This is a genomic window from Pseudomonas mucidolens (assembly GCF_900106045.1).
Classification (GTDB): Bacteria; Pseudomonadota; Gammaproteobacteria; order Pseudomonadales; family Pseudomonadaceae; genus Aquipseudomonas; species Aquipseudomonas mucidolens.
On sequence record NZ_LT629802.1, the window covers coordinates 440,869 to 462,082 of the forward strand.

17 protein-coding genes are annotated in these 21,214 nt (G+C 60.2%); 5 read left to right on the plus strand and 12 right to left on the minus strand.

The window, feature by feature from the left end:
- Window positions 1–11: 11 nt before the first annotated feature.
- The 5 genes from BLU75_RS02180 to BLU75_RS02200 all read right to left on the minus strand — a co-directional run bounded on the left by BLU75_RS02180 (window position 12) and on the right by BLU75_RS02200 (window position 8,262).
- A complete protein-coding gene (locus BLU75_RS02180) occupies window positions 12–1,490 on the minus strand; it encodes a trypsin-like serine peptidase (RefSeq protein ID WP_084380460.1) in 1,479 nt (492 codons plus the stop codon).
- Window positions 1,491–1,735: 245 nt separating this feature from the next.
- Entirely contained in the window at window positions 1,736–3,055 is a 1,320-nt protein-coding gene (locus BLU75_RS02185; RefSeq protein ID WP_084380458.1) for an MFS transporter, read from the minus strand.
- Between the two features lie 320 nt (window positions 3,056–3,375).
- Window positions 3,376–4,701 carry a sigma-54-dependent transcriptional regulator gene (locus tag BLU75_RS02190; RefSeq protein ID WP_084380456.1) on the minus strand — a complete coding sequence of 442 codons (1,326 nt, stop codon included), beginning with the start codon at window positions 4,699–4,701 and terminating at the stop codon, window positions 3,376–3,378.
- Window positions 4,695–6,461 carry a sensor histidine kinase gene (locus BLU75_RS02195; protein ID WP_084380454.1) on the minus strand — a complete coding sequence of 589 codons (1,767 nt, stop codon included), beginning with the start codon at window positions 6,459–6,461 and terminating at the stop codon, window positions 4,695–4,697. The genes BLU75_RS02190 and BLU75_RS02195 overlap by 7 nt, the downstream gene beginning before the upstream one ends.
- A 277-nt stretch (window positions 6,462–6,738) precedes the next feature.
- On the minus strand, window positions 6,739–8,262 hold the full coding sequence (locus BLU75_RS02200) for a fumarate hydratase (protein WP_084380452.1): 1,524 nt from the start codon (window positions 8,260–8,262) through the stop codon (window positions 6,739–6,741).
- A gap of 220 nt (window positions 8,263–8,482) precedes the next feature.
- Between BLU75_RS02200 and BLU75_RS02205 the strand changes: the two genes are divergently transcribed.
- Window positions 8,483–9,415: an iron-sulfur-binding ferredoxin reductase gene (locus BLU75_RS02205; protein WP_084380450.1), complete on the plus strand. Its 933-nt coding sequence runs from the start codon at window positions 8,483–8,485 to the stop codon at window positions 9,413–9,415.
- 28 nt (window positions 9,416–9,443) lie between these two features.
- Window positions 9,444–10,193 (plus strand): enoyl-CoA hydratase, encoded by a 750-nt coding sequence (locus BLU75_RS02210; protein ID WP_084380448.1) that lies wholly within the window; start codon window positions 9,444–9,446, stop codon window positions 10,191–10,193.
- Between the two features lie 52 nt (window positions 10,194–10,245).
- On the opposite strand, the gene pyk is transcribed toward BLU75_RS02210, so the two are convergent.
- Window positions 10,246–11,697: a pyruvate kinase gene (gene pyk, locus BLU75_RS02215; RefSeq protein ID WP_084380446.1), complete on the minus strand. Its 1,452-nt coding sequence runs from the start codon at window positions 11,695–11,697 to the stop codon at window positions 10,246–10,248.
- A gap of 174 nt (window positions 11,698–11,871) precedes the next feature.
- On the opposite strand from pyk, the gene BLU75_RS02220 reads away from it, so the two are divergent.
- Both BLU75_RS02220 and BLU75_RS02225 read left to right on the plus strand, forming a co-directional pair.
- Window positions 11,872–12,246: a hypothetical protein gene (locus tag BLU75_RS02220; protein WP_084380444.1), complete on the plus strand. Its 375-nt coding sequence runs from the start codon at window positions 11,872–11,874 to the stop codon at window positions 12,244–12,246.
- A 233-nt stretch (window positions 12,247–12,479) separates the two neighbouring features.
- The gene (locus BLU75_RS02225; RefSeq protein ID WP_084380442.1) at window positions 12,480–12,839 is read left to right on the plus strand and encodes a PilZ domain-containing protein; all 360 of its coding nucleotides are present in this window, start codon (window positions 12,480–12,482) and stop codon (window positions 12,837–12,839) included.
- A gap of 24 nt (window positions 12,840–12,863) precedes the next feature.
- Here the strand turns inward: BLU75_RS02225 and BLU75_RS02230 are convergent, their stop codons facing one another.
- The 6 genes from BLU75_RS02230 to BLU75_RS02255 are packed head-to-tail and all read right to left on the minus strand — an operon-like array spanning window position 12,864 to window position 19,540.
- Window positions 12,864–14,195: a DUF58 domain-containing protein gene (locus BLU75_RS02230; protein ID WP_084380440.1), complete on the minus strand. Its 1,332-nt coding sequence runs from the start codon at window positions 14,193–14,195 to the stop codon at window positions 12,864–12,866.
- 7 nt (window positions 14,196–14,202) lie between these two features.
- Window positions 14,203–15,207: an AAA family ATPase gene (locus tag BLU75_RS02235; protein WP_084380438.1), complete on the minus strand. Its 1,005-nt coding sequence runs from the start codon at window positions 15,205–15,207 to the stop codon at window positions 14,203–14,205.
- Complete coding sequence (locus BLU75_RS02240; RefSeq protein ID WP_084380436.1) at window positions 15,204–16,361, minus strand: DUF4350 domain-containing protein; 1,158 nt, start codon at window positions 16,359–16,361, stop codon at window positions 15,204–15,206. The genes BLU75_RS02235 and BLU75_RS02240 overlap by 4 nt, the downstream gene beginning before the upstream one ends.
- On the minus strand, window positions 16,358–17,884 hold the full coding sequence (locus BLU75_RS02245; RefSeq protein ID WP_084380434.1) for a DUF4129 domain-containing protein: 1,527 nt from the start codon (window positions 17,882–17,884) through the stop codon (window positions 16,358–16,360). The genes BLU75_RS02240 and BLU75_RS02245 overlap by 4 nt, the downstream gene beginning before the upstream one ends.
- Window positions 17,871–18,851, minus strand: a complete 981-nt coding sequence (locus BLU75_RS02250; RefSeq protein ID WP_084380506.1) for a stage II sporulation protein M — start codon at window positions 18,849–18,851, stop codon at window positions 17,871–17,873. Before BLU75_RS02250 ends, BLU75_RS02245 begins: the two co-directional genes overlap by 14 nt.
- On the minus strand, window positions 18,848–19,540 hold the full coding sequence (locus tag BLU75_RS02255) for an RDD family protein (protein WP_084380432.1): 693 nt from the start codon (window positions 19,538–19,540) through the stop codon (window positions 18,848–18,850). Before BLU75_RS02255 ends, BLU75_RS02250 begins: the two co-directional genes overlap by 4 nt.
- A 211-nt stretch (window positions 19,541–19,751) precedes the next feature.
- Between BLU75_RS02255 and sbcB the strand changes: the two genes are divergently transcribed.
- A complete protein-coding gene (gene sbcB, locus BLU75_RS02260; protein WP_084380430.1) occupies window positions 19,752–21,179 on the plus strand; it encodes an exodeoxyribonuclease I in 1,428 nt (475 codons plus the stop codon).
- Window positions 21,180–21,214 lie beyond the last annotated feature (35 nt).

The following is a 21,214-nucleotide window of genomic DNA, read 5'->3' on the forward strand; positions in this document are numbered from 1 at the left end:
CATGCCTGCGTTCAGGAGCCTGAGATTGATCCATCGATCACATCCTTGCGCGTGGCTGAGGGTTGCCCCGCAGCGTTGCGTGCATAGCTGCAAACAGTGACGGGTAACTGGGATGCCTGAACGGTAACGACACCGGTGATGGGGGCGTAGCGGGCGTCGCTGCTGTCGGCGCAGGACGCGGCGGGCGACGGTATGACATAGGCGTAATAGTGGATAAAACCTGTGTGTTGGTCTTCCCAGGCTAACTGGTAATTCAGGCTGATTTGCGGTCTCGGCGTTGCCGGCATCAAGAATACAGCGTGGGTAAACGTATTGTGCAGCAAGGCCGGGGTCAGGGATTGGTTGCGTGTGGTCACTCCGATGATGCACAGCACATGAGCGCCCAGAGCTGGGCCGATCGCCTGATTGATATAGGCATCGGTCGATGTTGTCGCGCTGTTGTAGTCAGACGGGACGCTACAGTCCTTGACGTTGCGCACTGTTTTGAAACGATAAAAGGGGGCCTCGATGGAAAACCTGAGATTCCAGGTAGGCAAGCTATGTTGCCCGGGCGCACCTTGTTGTATGTGCACAAAGGGTGGCAGGCTCCAGGGCTCTTCCAGGGTTATCTCGACGGGTTTGAGTTGACAACTCTCGGTGTTATTTAGGAACAGTCCGTCGACAAAACAGTGCCGCAAGGTGTGCGCCGGATAGCTGTAGTTGAACCTGGCAGCTTCACACGCGGAGGTGTTTTTGCAGTTGTTAAGGATCTCCTTTTTGATGACGGAGGCGACCTTGCTGACGATGCCGGTGATCTCGTTGGTGTGACGATCCAGCATCGGGCTGCCGGAACTGCCGAACTGAAGGTCGTTACAGCGGTTTTTCATGGCGTTGGGAAAGACCCCGGGATGCTCGACAAAACTGTCTGTTGTGGACTCCTTGCAGGCACTCATGCGCAAGCCTTTCTGGCGAAATCCGCTCGGCGATCCGACGTTGATCACCTCGCGCGCTCCCGAATACGGATAATGCTCGGCAAGTTTGAGCGGCATGATGCCTTCGGCGATGAGTCCAGCCAGTGATATGTCTAGCTCGAGGATCGCCAGGTCAGTGCCGGCCATGCTGCTCCAGTGGGCGGTATTAATGCGCAAAGTGCGCTGTTGTTCAGGAGCGTCGTAGAAATAGTTGAAGGTGATGCTCGCGTCTATGGCTTGGCCGATGTGAGCGATGCCGTAGCTGAACAACACGCAATGCCCACTGGTCAGCACGTAGGCCGGACCGACGGCTCTGTCTTGCCGGTTGCGGGTATCGAGCAGCACCGCGTTACAGGTTTGACCGATAGAATTTTTCAAACGACCGATACCGGTCCACAACGCATAACGTTGATTGTGGTTCTGGAGTGCTACGGATGGGGACTGATCGGTCAGTCCTTCTGCAAGGTCCCTGGCGCGGATTTGGCCAGCAATGCACAGCAGCGCCAGAAGTAGGATTAGGGTGACGTAGCGCAATAACATGACAGCTCCTCGGTATGGGGCACTAGCGGGACGTGTCAGTTTTACTTGACCCGTCGAGCCGAGGGGGCGTGCATAGTTATTGAGCCAGCCTGCCCAGGCAGGAAGGGAAATAAGAGGGATTGAAAGCCAGAACGCCGGTTTGTCGGGTGTGTTCGCTTGCACGAATAAACTCGATCAAACCGGCGCTCTTGTGTGCATGTTTTCGGGCTTCTTCAGGGGCGCTTTGTGTGTGCCCCCGAACTGCCTCAGTCTGTGGTGATCCGCGAATGCTTGCGGGTGTCCTTCATGGTCAAGTAAACCACCAGCGACACCGCAATACAGGCGGTGACGTACCAGTAGTAGCCGGTTTCCATGCCGATGCTCTTGAACCACAGTGCGATGTATTCAGCGGTACCGCCGAAGATCGACACCGTCAGCGCATAAGGCAGGCCAACGCCGAGGGCTCGGATTTCGGTGGGGAACAGTTCGGCCTTCACCACCGCGTTGATCGAGGTGTAGCCGCTGACGATGATCAGCGCCGCCATGATCAGGAAGAACGCGCCCCACCAGCTCTGGATAGTGTGCAGGGTAGTCAGGATCGGCACGGTGAACAGGGTACCGAGGACGCCGAAGGCAATCAGGATCGGCCGGCGACCGACCTTGTCCGAGAGTCCGCCGATGATCGGCTGCAGGCACATAAACAGAAACAGCGTGGCGGCCGAGATAGTGGTGGAGTCGGAAATACTCATGCCGACGGTGTTCACCAGGTATTTCTGCATGTAGGTGGTGTAGGTGTAGAACGCCAGCGTGCCGCCCATGGTCAGGCCGACCACGGTCATCAGTTCCTTGGGGTGACGCATCAAGGTGCGCATGGCGCTTTCCTTGGATTTTTCTTTTTTGGTGAACGACGCGGTTTCTTCCATGCCGCGACGCAGATACAACGCTACGACCGCGCACAGGGCGCCGATGGCAAACGGGATACGCCAGCCCCAGGCGTACAACTGCTCGGTGGTTAGAACCTGTTGCAGCACGATCAGCACCGCCAGCGCGATGAGCTGGCCGGAGATCAGGGTTACGTACTGGAAGCTGGAGAAGAAACCACGACGTTCCTTGGTCGCCATTTCACTCAGGTAAGTGGCCGAGGTGCCGTATTCGCCACCCACCGACAAACCTTGCAGCAGTCGGGCGAAGACCAGCAGGATCGGCGCGCCGACACCAATGGTTTCATAGCCGGGACTCAGGGCGATGATCAGCGAGCCGAAGCACATCAGCAGTACCGAGGCCATCAGCGCGGCTTTACGGCCGACGCGGTCGGCGTAGAGCCCCATCAGCCAGCCGCCGATCGGACGCATCAGGAAACCCACGGCGAAGATGGCGGCGGTGTTGAGCAATTGCGCGGTGGTATCGCCTTTCGGGAAGAAGGCCTTGGCGAAGTACAGCGAGAAAGCGGCGTAGACGTACCAATCGTACCACTCGACCATGTTGCCGACCGAACCGCTGAAAATCGATTTGATGCGGCTGGTGGTGGTGCGTGCTTGCGCCGGCGCGGCCGCCGACCCCAAAGGCAAGGTATTGGAGTTATCCATTGAAGGATCCTTCATTTAATTGTTTTTGTGGAGCGCGTTTGAGCGCAGCCTGCCGGAGCTATAGCAGGAGCTGTGCCAAACGGCTGAAGGCCCGGTCTAGAAGGGGTATGGGATTTTTCTGAGCGAAAAGTCGCTGATGTTTTGTGGGTAGTGAGCGGAAATCCGCTTACGACCATTGAAGCGTCTACGGTAGGAGCGAGCTTGCTCGCGAAGATTGTTAACGATGACGCAGGAAATCTGGCAGCCCGAGGCGTTCTCAGGTTTTTCGCGAGCACGCTCGCTCCTACACAGGGCGCACCCGGTCTGAGCGGTGGTGCTGCTTAAAGAAACATCTCACGCGCCAAGCCATGGCGCTGCATCTTTTCGTTCAGCGTGCGCCGCGGCAGTTGCAGCTCGGCCAGCACTGCCTTGATATCGCCCTTGTGCCGGCTCAGCGCGGCTTTCAGGCAATGTGCCTCGAAGGCTTCCTGCTGAGCCGCGAGGGATTGCCCGGCTTCGATCGCGTCCGGCTCCGGGTCATCCAGGCCGAGTACCTGGCGTTCGGCAGCGTTGGCCAGTTCGCGCACATTGCCTGGCCAGTCATGACTGAGCAGACGTCCCAGTTGCGGCCCGCTAAGCGGCGCAAAACTGCGGCCCATGCGTTCGGCGGCGCTTTGGGCGAAGTGCTCGAACAACAACGGAATGTCTTCGCGACGTTCGCGCAGCGGTGGCAGGCGCAGTTGCGCGACGGTCAGCCGGTAAGCCAGATCCTCACGAAAGCGTCCGGCCCGTGCTTCGTCCAGCAGATCCGGTTTGGTCGCGGCAATGATCCGCAGATCCACCTTGATGCTCTGGTTGGAGCCCAGGCGTTCGAGTTTCTGCTCCTGCAATACCCGCAGTAATTTCACCTGCTGGGCCAGTGGCATGCTTTCGATCTCATCGAGAAACAAGGTGCCGCCGTCGGCATATTCCAGTTTGCCGATGCGCTTGCCCTGGGCGCCGGTGAACGCGCCGCTTTCATGGCCGAATAGCTCGGCCTCAAACAACTGCTCGGGAATCGCTGCACAGTTCAGCGCGACAAACGGCTTCTTCGCCCGCGGTCCGAAGTCATGCAGGCAGCGGGCGACCAGTTCCTTGCCGCTGCCGGTTTCGCCACGGATCAGTACATTGACCGGCAAGGCCGCGAGGTCCAGCACTTGGCGGCGCAGATTCTGCAAGCCACGCGACACCCCCAGCAGACTCGACTCCAGCTTGGCCCGATGATCGGCTTGCTGATGCAACCGACGGTTCTCCAGGATCAGGCCGCGCTTGTCCAGGGCTCGGCGCAGGCCGTTGAGCAGCGCGTCGGGGCTGAAGGGTTTTTCCAGAAAGTCATAGGCGCCGTCACGCATGGCTTCGACGGCCATCGGTACGTCACCGTGACCGGTCAGCAGGATCACCGGCAGGTCAGGATCGCGGCGTTGCACCTCGGCCAGCAGCTCCAGGCCACTGAGTCCCGGCATGCGTACATCGCTGAGAATTACCCCGGCAAAGTCCCGGGGCAGTTGGGCCAGGCAGTCGTCGGCACGGCTGAACAGTTGCACCTCGAACCCCGCCAGGCTTAACCACTGCTCCACCGCGGTGCGGATGCTGGCTTCGTCATCGACGATGATCACGGCATTCAGCATAGGTCTGGCGCCTCCAATGCAATGGGCAGGGTCAGGGTGAAAATGGCGCCGTCATCCTGGTTCGCAGCGCTCAGGCGTCCGCCCAGTTCATGCACGATCGCGTACGACACCGCCAGCCCAAGGCCGAGTCCGTCGCCCACCGGCTTAGTGGTGAAAAACGGGTCAAACACGCTGCCGAGGTGTTCCTCGGCAATGCCGCCGCCGCTGTCACTGACGGTCAGCTGCCATAGCTGCTGGTCGGCTTGCAGACGGATTCTCAGGCGTTTGCGCGGCTTGTCGAGCATGGCGTCGAGGGCGTTGCGCAGCAGGTTGATCAGGACTTGTTCAAGTCTGATCGCGTCGCCACGTACCCAGGCCGGGCGGGTCAGCTCTAACACCGTAGCGATGGATTCGTCGCGCAACCGCGCATCCAGCAACTGCAGGGCTTGATCCACCACGGTCGCCAGGTCCAGGCGTTCGCGCAGACCGCTGGGGCTTTTGCGCGCGAAAGTCTTGAGGTGGCCGGTGAGGGCCGCCATGCGCGTGAGCATCTCGTCCAGTGGCGTCAGGGCCTGGTAGGCGTCGTCAACGCGACCGTGATCAAGCAACAGGCGCAAGGTCGCCAGTTGCATGCGTTGGGCGGTCAGCGGTTGGTTGATTTCGTGGGCCAGGGCCGCGGACATCTGCCCCAGCGCCGCCAGCTTGGCCGATTGCACCAGACCATCCTGGGCAGTGCGCAGGGCGCGGGTACGCTCCTGCACCAGTTGTTCAAGTTCTTCGCGACTGCGCTGACGCAGGCGTGCCAGGCGCCAGCGCTGGGTCAGGAACAGCAGCAGAAACACCAACGTCAGCCACAGACTCGCCGCCGCGAGACCGGCGTTCCGTTGATCCTCGGCGGCAACCTGGGGTTTGCGCAACAGGTGCAAGGTCCAGCCTTCGGCTTTCAGCGGCAGGGATTCCCAAATGTAATTGGCGCTGCCGTCAGGGCCGTCGACTTGCATCAAATGACTGTTCTGGTCAAAGCGTTGCAAGGTTTGGGTGTTCAGCGCCAGCAGGGGTTTTTTGTCGTATTGGCGGGTGGCATTGAGCTCCGCGTGATCACTCGCTGACAGCGGGCGCAAATTGCGATAGCGCCAGCCGGGCTGATTGGCAATAAACACGATGCCCCGCGCATCGCTGACGAGTAGCAGGTCGTTGCCCTGGGCCCATTCGCGCTCCAGTTCCGGGAACTCCAGTTTCACCACCATGGCGCCGAGAAATTGCTGATGCTCGTCAAGTACCGCGCTGGACAGGAAGTAACCTGGAATCCCGGTGGTCACGCCCACCGCATAGAAGCGCCCTGTGCCCTGGCTGCGGGTCTGACTGAAATAGGGGCGGAACGCGTAATTGTGGCCGACGTAACTGCTGGGCAAGCGCCAGTTGCTGGCCGCCACGGCCAGGCCGGTGTGGTCCAACAATTCAAGGGTGGATGACTGTGCGGCGCTGTTGATTCGCTCCAGTTTGCGGTTGAGCATGTCCTGAGTGGCTTGATCCAAGGGGCCTTTCAAAGCGTTGATCATTTCCGAATCCAGCGCCAGCACGGCGGGCAGGGCGCGGTAACGTTCAATCAGGGTTTGCAGAGAGTTGGCATACAGCGCCAGTTGCTGGCTGGCGCGGCCGGCATCATTCACCAGGGACTGGCGTTCAGCTTCGCGAGTGGCAAGCGCGGCGGCCACCACGGCGCCGGCAATAATCAGCAGGGCGTAGAAGGTCAAACGCAATGGGCGAGGGATCGCGATCATACGAGGATGAACAGCTGCAATAAGGGGCGAGCACGATAGCATGCGCGCCACCGTATTGTGGGCAGAGAGATGTTGGGGCAAGTAGCTGTTGTGGCGGGGGAGCTTCTTGTGGCGAGGGGGCTTGTCCCCCGTTGGGCTGCGCAGCAGCCCCGAAAGAACGGGAGCGCTACGCACTCCAACGGGGGACAAGCCCCCTCGCCACAGGAAGCCCCCTCACTACAGGAGGTCTCATTACTACAGGAGGCCCTTCAGCGCTCTCAGTGCAACTGAGAACGGCTTATTGCACTTCTACCGCCAGGCTTTCACTGATCTTTTTCTGCCAGATCGCAGGACCGGTGATGTGTACCGATTCGCCCAGGCTGTCGACCGCCACGGTGACAGGCATGTCCTTGACGTCAAACTCGTAGATCGCTTCCATGCCCAGTTCGGCGAATGCGACAACGCGCGACTTCTTGATCGCTTGTGCCACCAGGTAAGCCGCACCACCCACCGCCATCAGGTACACCGCCTTGTTGTCCTTGATCGCTTCGATAGCGGTCGGACCACGCTCGGATTTGCCGATCATGCCCAGCAGGCCGGTTTGCTCGAGGATCTGCCGGGTGAATTTGTCCATCCGCGTCGCGGTGGTCGGGCCAGCCGGGCCAACCACTTCTTCGCGCACCGGATCAACCGGGCCGACGTAGTAGATAAAGCGACCCTTGAGGTCCACTGGCAAGGCTTCGCCCTTGTTCAGCATTTCGACCATGCGCTTGTGCGCCGCGTCGCGACCGGTGAGCATCTTGCCGTTGAGCAACACAGTTTCGCCCGGCTTCCAGCTTTGCACGTCTTCCGGCGTCAGGCTGTCGAGATTTACACGACGTGCCGATGGACCCGCTTCCCAGACGATTTCCGGGTAGGCGTCCAACGATGGCGCTTCCAGAGATGCCGGGCCCGAACCGTCGAGCACGAAGTGGGCGTGACGGGTGGCGGCGCAGTTGGGGATCATGCACACCGGCAGCGAGGCGGCGTGGGTCGGGTAATCCATGATCTTCACGTCGAGCACGGTGGTCAGGCCACCGAGGCCCTGGGCGCCGATGCCCAGTTGGTTGACCTTTTCGAACAGCTCCAGGCGCATCTCTTCGATACGGTTGGACGGGCCGCGCTTTTTCAGCTCGTGGATGTCGATGGATTCCATCAACACTTCCTTGGCCATGACGGCGGCTTTCTCGGCGGTACCGCCGATGCCGATGCCGAGCATGCCGGGTGGGCACCAGCCGGCGCCCATGGTCGGAACGGTCTTGAGTACCCAATCGACAATGGAGTCGGACGGGTTGAGCATGGCCATTTTCGACTTGTTTTCGGAACCGCCGCCCTTGGCCGCCACGTCCACTTCCACGGTGTTGCCCGGAACGATGGAGTAGTGGATCACGGCCGGGGTGTTGTCCTTGGTATTCTTGCGCGCACCAGCCGGGTCGGCGAGGATCGAGGCCCGCAGAACGTTTTCCGGCAAATTGTAGGCGCGACGCACACCTTCGTTGATCATATCGTCCAGGCCCATGGTGGCGCCATCCCAGCGCACGTCCATGCCTACACGCACGAACACGGTGACGATGCCGGTGTCCTGGCAGATCGGGCGATGGCCGGTGGCGCACATGCGCGAGTTGATCAGGATCTGCGCCATGGAATCGCGCGCCGCTGGCGATTCTTCGCGCAGGTAGGCTTCGTGCATGGCTTGGATGAAGTCAACGGGGTGGTAATAGGAAATGAACTGCAGGGCGTCGGCAACGCTCTGAATCAGGTCGTCTTGCTTGATCACGGTCATGAGTCGCGCTCCTCTATAAGACGGGAACATTTAATAAAGGTGTCTTCAGATGAGTGTATCGGTCGCTGAAGGCACCTTTCCAAGGCACGCCAAAGTGGTGCAGGCGCGACGCTAAAAAGGCGTGGCAGTATAACCCGGCGCGGTGGCCGATACACCCGACGATGGTCAAACTCTGTCGCGCGTGATTCCCTGTGTAGGCTTTTTTGATCCGAGACTTTCCATGCCTGAACTGTACGTCGGCGAACGCCATTGGCCGGTATCCACCGGCAGCAACCTACTGGATGCCCTGAACCAGGCCGGGGTGGCCGTGCCCTCCAGTTGCCGAGCCGGTAGTTGCCATGCCTGCCTGGTGCGTTGCCAGGGCGAGGTTCAGGACAAACAACCCGATGCGTTGAGCGCGGCACAACGTCAGGAGGGCTGGCGCCTGGCCTGTCAATGCCAGGTCATGGGTGACGTGCGAGTTGAAACGTTCGATCCGCTGAAAGATGGCCAGGCGGCACGGGTGTTGCGGGCCGATTGGCTCACTTCTTCAGTATTGCGCCTGCGCCTGGAGCCAGCGCGCGGCCTGCGTTATCAGGCGGGGCAGCATCTGGTGCTGTGGGCGGGCAACGTCGCGCGGCCCTATTCGTTGGCCAGCCTGCCTCAGGTCGACGCGTTCCTGGAGTTTCACCTCGATTGCCGTCTGCCCGGCAAATTCAGCGATGCCGCACGCGCGCTCAAAACCGGCGACAGCCTGCGTCTGGGGGAATTGCGCGGCGCAGCGTTGCAGTACGACCCGGACTGGCAGGCACGGCCGCTGTGGCTGATCGGCTCAGGTACTGGCATCGCGCCGCTTTGGGGCGTATTAAGGGAGGCGTTGCGCCAGGATCACCAAGGCCCCATCCGGGTGATTCACTTGGCCCATGATGACACCGCGCATTACTTGGCTGAACCGCTGGCGGCGCTGGCCGCCAGCCATCCGCACCTGACTGTCGAGCTTTGGACGGCGGCGGAGCTGGCCCAGGCTTTGGCGCAACTGCGGCTTGTATCCCGGCAAACGCTGGCCTTACTCTGCGGGCATCCTGTCCACGTCGAGGCGTTTTCCAAGCGCCTGTTCCTGGCTGGGTTGCCGCGTAATCAACTGTTGGCGGATGTGTTTTTGCCTCGTGGTTGAGCGCTGATTCTTATCTGCGAGAGTGACCATGACCGACGTCATCCTATTGCAACGCGAGCGTGGGCTGCTGATTCTGCAACTTAATCGCCCCGACAAGAAAAACGCCCTGACCCGCGCGATGTACAGTCAACTGGCCGAGGCGCTGGAGCAGGCCGATGCCGATTCGACTATCAATGCCGTGCTGATCCAGGGCAGCAACGAGTGTTTTACCGCCGGTAACGACATTGGCGACTTTCTTGAACAGCCACCCACGGACCTCGACAGCCCACCGTTTCACTTTATGAAGAGCCTGCTCAACTGTCGCAAGCCGGTGATCGCGGGCGTGGCCGGTGCGGCGGTCGGGATTGGGACAACCCTGCTGCTGCATTGCGACCTGGTGTATGTCAGCGATAATGCGCGGTTGCGTATGCCGTTCGTGAATCTGGGGCTGTGCCCGGAGTTTGGTTCGAGCCTGATCCTGCCTCGTTTGCTCGGACATGCAAAAGCGGCGCAATTGTTGCTGTTGGGTGAAGGTTTTTCGGGCGCGCAGGCGGCTGAGTGGGGCATTGCTACCGAGGCGCTGGGTAGTGGCGAAGCGGCCTTGGCCAAGGCGCGGGAAATTGCCCAGCGCTTTGAAACCTTGGCACCGGGTGCGGTGCAGGTGACCAAGCAATTGATGAAAAGCCTTGATCGCGAGCAGTTGCGGCAGGTGATCGAGGAGGAGGGGGCGTTGTTTACCCAGCGGTTGAGGTCGCCGGAAGCGATTGCGGCGTTGTCGGGGTTCATCAACCGACGCTAATCAAATGTGGGAGGGAGAAAGCCCCCTCCCACATGGTTTTTCAGCTGATCATTCAGACCATCGGGTCGCCAACGTGCAGGATCTTCATGCCGTTGGTGCCACCAATGGTGTGGTAGCTGTCGCCCTTGGTCAGGATGACCCAGTCACCTTTCTCTACAGCGCCGCGTTTGAGCAGCTCGTCGATGGCAGCCTGGCTGACTTGCTCAGGCGGCAGCGAAGCCGGGTCGAACGGTACGGTGTAGACACCGCGGAACATGGCGGCGCGAGCCTGGGTTTCGCGGTGCGGGGAGAACGCATAGATCGGTATCGAGGAACGAATGCGCGACATGATCAACGGCGTGTAGCCACTTTCGGTCAAGGCGATGATCGCCTTCACGCCCGGGAAGTGGTTGGCGGTGTACATGGCGGCCAGGGCGATGCTCTGGTCGCAGCTTTCGAAAACCTTGCCGATGCGGTGGCTGGAGGTTTTGCTGGTCGGGTGCTTTTCGGCACCGACGCAGATACGCGCCATTGCCTGCACGGCTTCCAGCGGGTAAGGGCCTGCGGCACTTTCAGCCGAGAGCATCACGGCGTCGGTGTAGTCGAGCACGGCGTTGGCCACGTCGGACACTTCGGCGCGGGTCGGCATCGGATTCTGGATCATCGACTCCATCATCTGGGTCGCCACGATCACCGCTTTATTGTGACGGCGAGCGTGCAGAATGATTTTTTTCTGGATGCCGATCAGCTCGGCGTCACCGATTTCCACACCCAGATCGCCACGGGCAACCATCACGGCGTCGGATGCCTTGATCAGACCATCGAGGGTATCGTCATCGGCCACGGCCTCGGCGCGTTCGATCTTTGCCACCAGCCAGGCGGTACCGCCGGCTTCGTCGCGCAGTTGACGGGCGTACTCCATGTCGGCGGCGTCGCGCGGGAAGGACACGGCGAGGTAATCGACTTGCATTTCGGCGGCGAGCTTGATGTCGGCCTTGTCTTTCTCAGTCAGGGCTGGCGCGGTCAGGCCACCGCCGCGACGGTTGATACCTTTGTGATCCGACAGCGGGCCTCCGATGATCACGGTGCAGTTCAGTTCGGTCACGGTGGCGGTGTCGACGCGCATGACCACACGACCGTCGTCCAGCAGCAATTCGTCACCCACACCGCAGTCCTTGACCAGATCCGGGTAGTCGATACCCACGACTTGCTGGTTGCCTTCGGTCAGCGGGTGGCTGGTGGAGAACGTGAACTTGTCACCAATCTTCAGTTCGATCCGTTTGTTGGCGAACTTGGCAATACGAATCTTCGGGCCTTGCAGGTCACCCAGCAGGGCAACGAAGCGACCATGCTTGGCCGCGAGGTCACGCACCAGCTTGGCGCGAGCCTTGTGCTCGTCCGGGGTGCCATGGGAGAAGTTCAGACGGGCAACGTCCAGGCCAGCCAGAATCAGCTGTTCGAGGACTTCCGGCGAGTTACTGGCCGGGCCAAGGGTGGCGACGATTTTGGTACGACGGACGGACATGCACGGACTCCTGAGTTCTAGCGCTGAGGAAGGCTACTATGCTCTTTGGCTGTAGTCATTGTTCGTGTGCACTACTTATCGCCGATTCGCTTGTTTTCACTCTATTGCGCAGGTGAACAACCTTGAAGATTTTCGCGCCGGGGTCGATACACTGCTCAAGACAGGAGGACCCTCATGAGAATTTTGATTATCGCGGCTTTGGCCGTGAGTGTTGTTGGCTGTACCCGCTGGTCGATGGACCATCATTTGAACAATGCCTACCGTGCCTACAATGTAGGCGACTGCGCACGGGTCACCCTTGAACTGTCGCAGGTCGACCGGCAAAGCCGCTCCCGTCGCTATGTGCAGCCGGAAGTCTCGATGTTGCGCGGGCAATGCCTGGAGCGGCAGAAACTGTTTGTCGACGCCGTGCAAACCTATCAATTCATCATCAGCCAATACCCGGCCAGTGAATACGCGTTCAGAGCCCGAGCCCGCCTGGATACGCTCGCGCAACTGGGGCATTACCCTGCTGGCAGAGCCGCCCAGGCCAAGCCGACGACCTTATGAGATTATTTGTCGATTAAGTGCTGGCCTCTTGCCGCAGTAGGGCTATTCTCTGGATGTGTCTTTGTACAAGTATTCACTCAAGCGAATGCAGAACCCGGATTCGGCAGATGTAAAGTGACAAAGCACTTTTGTTGTCGCACCGAGATCCAAGGACGAGAGGGCTGTTGGCGACAACGGCCTGTTCCGAACCACTGGAACGGCCAGATTCATGGCCATTGGATGGCGACCTCAGCATGCTTAACCACCGACGGATTGAACGACACCAGTTGTCGTGCTTTTTGCAAGTTTTCAACCGCCTCACGGACAAGCCCATAGGCTATTTGGGGAATGTCTCGGAGGATGGGCTGATGTTGATCAGCGAATTGCCGATGATGGTCGAAGTGGATTTTGAGTTGCGCCTGAAAATCCCGGGACCCGGGGGCGATGTATTCGCCATTGATCTCACCGCCAGATGTCTGTGGAGCCATGAAGATATCAACCCCTTGCATTATGATTCGGGGTTTGGTGTGGTGCAGGCCGGCCCTGAGTATCGGCAGTTGATCAAGGCGTTGTCGTACTACTTCAGTTTTGACCCCTTGCAGGCGTCAGCCTAGCAGCAGAGGTGCAATACCTCTCGCCTAGAGGGCGCCGGCTTTTTTCCAGTCCATGTAACGTGTCACCAGGGCGGCGCCCAATTGCGCGGGGTGGACATCCAGCAGCGCCAGGCGCTGGGCTTTCAAACGGTCGTGGAGTTCTTCCCTGGCATTGAGGTAATCGACGGCCCCACAGTAGGCCAAGGCTTCTGTCAGGGTCTGCACCGGGCCCTGGCGCAGGTGGTCGAATACTTCTTCGCGCAGACTGGCGACCAGCACCCGATGCTGACGGTTGATCTGCTTGACGGCGGTCAGTAACGCGTCATCGTCCTCATCGCGCAAATTGGTCACGATGATCACCAGGGCACGCCGCTTTTGGCGTGCCAACAACTGACTGGCGGCTGTTTGATAGTCGGCAGTGCGGCGCGTGGTATCGAGGTCATACACGGCGTTGAGCAACTGGTTCAGTTGGCCGCTGCCCTTGACCGGCGCCAGGTAGCGCGGCTGCTCGCCAGCAAAGGTGCACAGGCCTACCGCGTCGCCCTGGCGCAAGGCCACATAGCTGAGCAGCAGGCAGGCGTTGAGGGCGTGATCGAAATGCGATAACTCGCCATCCTGGCTACGCATACGCCGACCGCAATCGAGCATTAATACAATCTGTTGATCACGCTCGTCCTGGTATTCCCGGGCAATCGGCGTGCGTTGGCGAGCCGTGGCTTTCCAGTCAATCTGTCGCAGGCTGTCGCCCTCGCGAAATTCGCGCAACTGATGAAACTCCAGACCTTGTCCACGCCGTTGGCGCTGGCGCACACCAAGCTGGCTGAGCCAGTTGTCCACCGCCAATAATTGCGCCCCATACAGGCGAGCGAAGTCCGGGTAGACCCGCGTGACATCGCTGACGGGGATATGACGGCGCGCCGACCACAAGCCCAGGGGGCTGGGCAGGTGGATTTCGCAGCGTTCGAAATTGAAGTGGCCGCGCCGCAGGGGGCGCAGGCGATAGCCCAGTTCACTGTGCTCACCGGGTCGCAGCACGATGGCCTGAGGCAGGTTTTCCACGCTCAGGCCATCCGGCACATGGTCGAACACGTTGAGGGTCAACGCATCTGGGTAGTCATGTTTCAGAATGATTCGCACGTCGCCCCAACGGCCCAGTGCCAGGCTGCCGGGTATGTGCCGTTGAATGTGGGGTGACGGGCGGCGTTTCAGGCGGCCGGCGTCCAGCAGCGCCAACAATAACAGGGCCAGGAGCAGGCCCCAGGCTAATGAGTGCAGAGCCGCCGGCAGCTGGAACTGCAGGGCGGCACAGGTGCCGAGCACGATGCCCAGGCCTAGCAGCACCGCGAGCCAGGTCAATAGCAGACGAGTGGGTCTCATGGGCGTGTCATTGTCGTGGCGCCGGTACTTGGTCCAGCAGCTGTTTGAGCACCTGATCCACGTCGAGTCCGTCGATGTCCAGCTCAGGGGCGATACGTACTCGATGGCGTAGCACCGCCAGGGCGCCGTCCTTGACGTCGTCCGGGGTCACGAACGCGCTGCCGCGCAGCAAAGCGCGCGCACGTGCACCTTGAACCAGGGCGATGGAGGCCCTGGGTCCGGCCCCGATGCTCAGACCGGGCCAACTGCGTGTGGTGCGGGCCAGACGCACGGCGTAGTCGAGCACTTGTTCGTCCAGTGCCAGCTCACTGGCGACGTGTTGCAACAGCAGCACGTCTTCGGCCTGCAGCACGGTGCGCAGTGGCTGCACATCGAGCATGTCGGCGCGGGATGAGCGTGTCACCTCACGGACCATGTTGAGTTCTTGCTGTGCCTCGGGGTAATCCATTCGCACTTTGAGCATGAAACGATCGAGTTCGGCCTCCGGTAGCGGATAGGTGCCTTCCTGTTCAATAGGGTTCTGGGTGGCCAGCACCATGAAAGGCTGCCCGATGGGCAAGGCTTCCCCCTCCAGGGTGACCTGGCGTTCCTGCATGGCCTCCAGCAATGCGGCCTGGGTTTTCGCCGGTGCCCGGTTGATTTCGTCGGCCAGTAGCAGATGGGTGAACAGCGGCCCTTTGCGCAGTTTGAACTGCTCGCTGTGCAAGTCGTACACCGCATGCCCGGTGACGTCGCTGGGCATCAGGTCCGGAGTGAACTGGATGCGTGCGAAGTCGCCATCAAAGCAGCGGGCCAGGGCGCGGACCAGCAAGGTCTTGCCCAGGCCGGGAACTCCTTCGAGCAGTACATGACCGCCGGCGATCAACGCCACCAAGACGTCGTCAATCACCTGGTCCTGACCGATCACCGCTTTGCGCAACTCGGTGCGCAGAGCCTGGGCCAAGTGGCTTGCGCGCTGTCTTGTCGACGCGTCGTCGGCTGTCCGGGATGGGTCAATTGGATGTTCGATCATAAGGCATTCCTGAGGGTTTGCAGGTAGGCCACCTGACGGCTGAAGTCGACGTTGGAGAGCCGTTTTGCCGGGAGTGGGCCCAAGGCCTGGCTGATGATGGCGGCTGGATGGTGGGTCAGGCGTTCGAGGGCTTGCGTCTGCTCGTCAATATTGAGGTGTTCGAATCCTGGGTGCCGGCGTCGGGCGCTACGCAAAATGTCGCGCTGCAGGGCCAGCAACAAGCTGTTCTGCCCACTGCGGCGCAGCAGGAAGTCGGCACTGGCTTTCAAATGCTCCTGCAATTGCCGCCGTGCCTTGGGTGCGGGCGCCCGGGTCGGCCCCAGGCGCATGCCCACCTTCCACAGGCCCAGAAGGATCAAGGCCGCGAGCGCGACCAGCGCCTGGGGGAAATAGCGCAGCAATAGGCTGAACAAATCCTCGGTGGCGTTGTTGGATAGCAGTGTGACGCCGGTGCCCTGAGTCAGGTACCAGAGCAGCCAGGCGTTGTCATGCAAGCCAATGGTCGGGTTTTTCCACAGCTCGCTATCGGTGATGACGGTGACCTTGCCTTGCCCGAGGTTGAGTTGCATCAGGTGGCTGGCCTTGGCGCTGTTGGCCGAGAACCGGGCAAGGTGCCTGGGGTCGACGAGATGGAAATCGGTGTCGAAACTGAAAAAGGCCGGCGCGGTTTGGTTGTCAATGTAGAGTCGGGTCAGGTCCGGCTTGCTGCGTTTAGGCGGCGGGGTTGGCTGATTGAGGTTTTCGCTGAACCGCTGGCGTAACTGCAGACGATCCAGCAACAAATCACCGCTGGCTTGGGTTTCTTCATCCCAGATGGCCTCAGCCACCAGCAACAGGTGGCCTCCGGCCTTGGTCCACGCCAGCAACTGCTCGACCTTGCGTGGGGGCATGTTGCTGCGTTCACTGAGTAACAGCAGGCTGCTGCCCTTGGAAGGAAGGCTGGCCAGGTGTTCAAGGCTGTTGAGGTGTTCGACGCTCTGGCCCTGCTGGCGCAGGAAGTGTTCCGCAGCCAGATAGGGGTTGGCCTGGGCTTGCGGCGATGGTCCGCGATCCACCACTTCGTCATACGGGATTGCCTTGCTCCAGGCGTAAAATCCACCCGCCGCCAGCAGGCAACCCAGCAACAGTCCGAGCCACAGCACGGGCCGATTCATTGTCTACCCTCGGGGCCGAACAAGGCTCGCCAATGGTTGCACAGCTGTTGCCGGGCCTGGGTTGGCGGCAGGCGATGACCATAGGCGAGATTTTGCCAATGCCTGGTCAAATCATCGCTGAACGCCAGGAGTTGAGGTTGTTGCAGGCGCCGTACGTGCTCCAGGACCTGAGCTTCGGTATCGGCGTTTCTCAATGGCAGATTGAAGTCATGCAAGAGCCGGCTGAGCAAGCCGCGATAGAGCAGGCCGAGGGCTTCCCGGGGATTTATCGACCAGAGCTGTTCGGCGCTGCCGGCAATATCCTCGGGCAGTGTTTCGACCCCAAGATCCAGGCCGAACAGTTGCGCGGGCGTCCGTCGAGTGGCCTTGGGGCGACGCCCGGATCGGCTGACAAAAGTGCCTAGCCAATCGCGATAGCGCCAGATCAGCAGGGCGACAGCGCCTGCCAACACACCCCATAACACCACTTCAAGTGCTTGGGCCAAGGGCTTCAGCGTGTTGCTGTCGAGATTGTCCAAGAGCGCTTTCAGCCAGCCGGGCAGGAGCGCTTCGCCATCCTCCTTGGGTTTGTCTCCAGGTTTTTCTTCGCCGAAGCGGTAGCGCGTCACGGTTTCCGGGTGCTTGAACGGTGGCTGCTCCAGCAGTGCCTTGATCGACTGGTGGGCGGCTTGGGTGCTCAAGTTCTTTGCGGCTTCGGGTTGCTCGGCCATGGCCCGTGGCGTCGGTGGGATCAGCACCAGGCCGATCGCCAGCAATATAACGGTGGCCGCTGAAACCAGGCGCTGGCGCAGCCGGCGGAACACCAGCTCCAGATCCCAGGCTTCCAGCACGGTGCGCCGGTTCAGGTAGAGGCTGAAGCCACACGCCACATAAATCGGTTCCCAGAACACCAGGACCAGGGCGTAGAGGGCGTTGCTCAGGTGTTCCAGTCCTATCCAGTCTTGTTCGCCAGCGAGTGCCAGTTGTTGCCAATCCCAGTCCAACTCAATCTGATGGGGCAAAAACAGGTAGAACAGTACGCTCAAGCCGATCCACAGCGCTATTTCCAGATGCACCCCGATAAGCGTCAGCCAACGGGACGCACCGGCATTGCGTTGTTGCAGTACGCCCAGGCGTTGTTGGCGCGCCTGGCCCTCCAGGCCTTCCAGTTGCTCCACGGGCATCAAGAAGCTGCGACTGAGGCTGAAACGTCGCCAGGTCAAGCTGGCCAGCAGTTGGCCCTTGAGCAGCCGCGGCCATTGGCGAACGGCCTGCTGGAGCGTCGGGGTTTCGCCAAACAGCGCCTTGGACAGGATGTACAGCGGCAGTCGATCAAACGCCGGTTTCAGCCACCAGAACAGCAGGACCGCGAGGGAAGGGTAGTCCCACAACACAAGGCAGAGCAGGGTGAAAATCGGCAGGCTCACCAGGGCCCAACTGCCCATCAACAGTACGCGGTGCTCGCGGGCCAGCAACACGCCCAGGTCCATGGCTTCCCAGGATGTGCGAGGACGGATCACTACGCTGGCATCACTCAGGCGCATGCTGACTCCGACCGGCGCAAAGCAGATAGATGGCCACTAACAGCCAGAGTGCGCTGCCCACCAGGTATTTGACCCATGGCTCCACGGACGTTGTGGAGGACCAATAGGCTTCTATAAAGGCCGCGATCAGCAGAAATAAAATCACCCCGCAGATCATCTGTACGCTTTTACGGGCTTCCAGGCGCAGGGCTTCACCTCGAGGCAAAGCCCCCGGCGCAATCAGCGCCCAGCCCAGTTGCAGGCCTGCCGCGCCGGCCAGCGCAATGGCTGTCAGTTCAAAGGCTCCATGGCCGATGACAAATGACCAGAAGGTCTGCCCGTAGCCGATTTCCGTGAGGTGGCCCGCGACAGCCCCGATCATCAGCCCATTGAAAAGCAGGAAGAACATGCTGCCCAGGCCGAACAGCAAGCCACCGGCGAAGGTCTGGAACGCGATCCCGATGTTATGCATGACGTAATAACCGAACATCATCCAGTCTTCACTCGATGCCCGCTCGGCAGCGAGCCCCAGGCGACTGGCGGCAGGGTCATACATGTTCTGCATGGCGGTGACTTGTTGCGGGTTGATGACGCTGTAGATAAGGTCCGGGAACAGGTAAACCAGCAACGCAATGCCCATCAGGCTGCCGAAGAACAGCAGGCCGGCCACCAGGACGAAGCGCCATTGTTCGCGAACCAGCCGGGGAAAACCGGCCAGCAGGAAGCTCAGGATATTGGCGCCGAGTTGGCTGCGATGGCGATATAACTGTTGATGGCCGCGCAGCGCCAATTGTTGTAGCGGGTCTACCAGGTAACTGCTGTAGCCCCGTTCCTGGGCCAGGGCCAGATGCTGGCAAAGGCGTCGATACTCACGGGGGAAACCTGCCAGGTCCTGTGCGCTGGACGTGCCTTGTTCAAGCTGTTGCAACTGAGCGGCAAAAGCTTGCCATTGTGGCTGGTGGCGGCTTTCGAAAAGACTCTGTTTCATGTCGGCCCCAGCAAACCACGCGCCACGCCGTTGAGCTGTTCGGCCGCACGTGCGGGTGGAACCTGCAAGGGCGTGGCGAGAATGCCGGCCAGTTCATGGACGCGTTCGGCAGACAGCTCGCCCTGGCGCTCGGCGAAACCGAGAATTGCCCGCTGTTCGTTCAGGTCAAGCGCAAAGGGCAGGTGTAAAGCCGCTGTCTGAGGCAGTTGGGGGCGTGTCAGAGGCTGCTGGCGATAGATCACCAACGTCCCCCCGGCGATGTCGCCCAGGCGCTTGAAATGGGGATGCTGCAGGCAACTGATCGCGCCCAGGAAGTAGCCGAACGGGAGCATGTCGACAAATCGCAGCAGGTTGCGGATCAGCGACGCGGACCAGCCAATCGGCGTGCCGTCGTCATGTATCACCTGCAAGCCCATGATCTGTTTACCCGGCGAGCAACCCTGGTTGAGCACTTCAAACAGCACCATGTACCACCAACTGATGAGGAACAGCAGGAGCGAACCGAGGCCGATACCCAGGTTGCCGAGAAAGGCCAGGGCGAAATACAGGATGCCGAGTATCAGACCGCGCAAGCCGAGGTCGAAACCAAACGCCAGCGCTCGAGGCGCCAGGCCGGCCGGGCGTAGCGGCAGGTCGATACCTTCCGGGGTCTCGATCTGATATCGGGTGTCCAATGGCGCGGCTGGCATTGCGTTCCCTGGCAGTACGAAACGGTTGGACATGGCGACCGTGGCAGGTGGCCGGCTGATTCAGTGACACCGATGCTAGCAGTGTCGTCGGGGAAAGTGACACCTGAAAATTCATCAAGGTTTCACTGAATGTTTATCCAGTTCACATGGCGCTGGCCCAGGGCGTGGTTCAACGCCTAGACTTTGCCTGTCTTCAGCACAGGAATAGCCCGTGACCTCGATCTTCTGGTACGACTATGAAACCACCGGCATCAATCCGCGTAACGACCGTCCCCTGCAGGTAGCCGGGATTCGCACCGACCTTGAACTCAACGAGGTCGGACCGCCGGTCAACCTCTACTGCCAACCCAGTGACGACATCCTGCCGCACCCGGCGGCGTGCATGATCACCGGAATCACCCCAGGGCAACTGGCGGATAAAGGTCTGGCAGAGGCTGATTTCATGACGCGGGTGCACGCCGAGCTGGCGACGCCTGGCACCTGCGGCGCGGGTTACAACACCTTGCGCTTCGATGATGAGATGACGCGCTACAGTTTGTACCGTAACTTTTTCGATCCTTATGCACGGGAATGGCAGAACGGCAACAGTCGCTGGGACTTGATTGATGTAGTGCGTACGGCCTACGCATTGCGGCCGGAGGGGATTGTCTGGCCGCAGCAGGATGGGCGTGTGACCCTCAAGCTCGAGCGCCTGACGGCGGCCAACGGCATCGATCATGGCCAGGCTCACGATGCCTTGTCTGATGTACGCGCCACGATTGCACTGGCCCGCTTGATTCGTGATAAACAGCCCAAACTGTATGACTGGTTGTTTCAACAGCGCAGCAAACAGCGGGTGATGGACCAGATCCGCTTGCTGCAACCGATGGTGCATATTTCTGGGCGTTTTTCCGCCGAGCGCCATTACCTCGGGGTGGTCTTGCCCTTGGCTTGGCACCCGCGCAATCGCAACGCGTTGATTGTCTGTGACTTGGGGCTTGATCCTCAGGGACTGTTGGACCTCGACGCCACTACCTTGCGCCAGCGCCTGTATACCCGGCGTGATGAGCTGGCCGCAGGCGAATTGCCGGTACCGCTGAAGTTGGTGCATATCAATCGTTGCCCGGTGGTTGCCCCGTTGAATGTGCTGCGCGCCGAAGACCGACAGCGCTTGAGTCTGGATATGGATGCCTGTCAGGCCAGGGCGCTGCGACTAACTGACGCACAGGCACTTTGGCGCGATAAATTGCCGGAGATTTATGCCGAAGATGATTTTGCTTCGAGCGCCGATCCCGAGCAGCAGCTGTATGACGGTTTTATCGGTGATCGTGACCGGCGTTTATGTGAGCAAGTACGGACCGCGGAACCTGCACAACTGGCGCATCAGCAATGGCCTTTTGATGATGATCGGTTGCCGGAATTATTGTTTCGCTATCGTGCGCGTAACTTTGCTGAAACCTTGAATAGCGAAGAGCTACAGCGCTGGACAGGTTTCTGTCGGAAACGTTTGTCAGAGGCTGAATACGGAGCACCCAATACCCTGGAGAGTTTCTATCAAGCCAGGCTTGAGTTGTATGTTAGTGCTACACCGTTTCAGCGTCAGGTGCTGGATGAATGGCAGGCTTACGCGGACTCTTTGCGTCAACGTGTGAACCTGTAATCGAGTTTAGAGAAAAAGCCGGACAATAAAAAAAC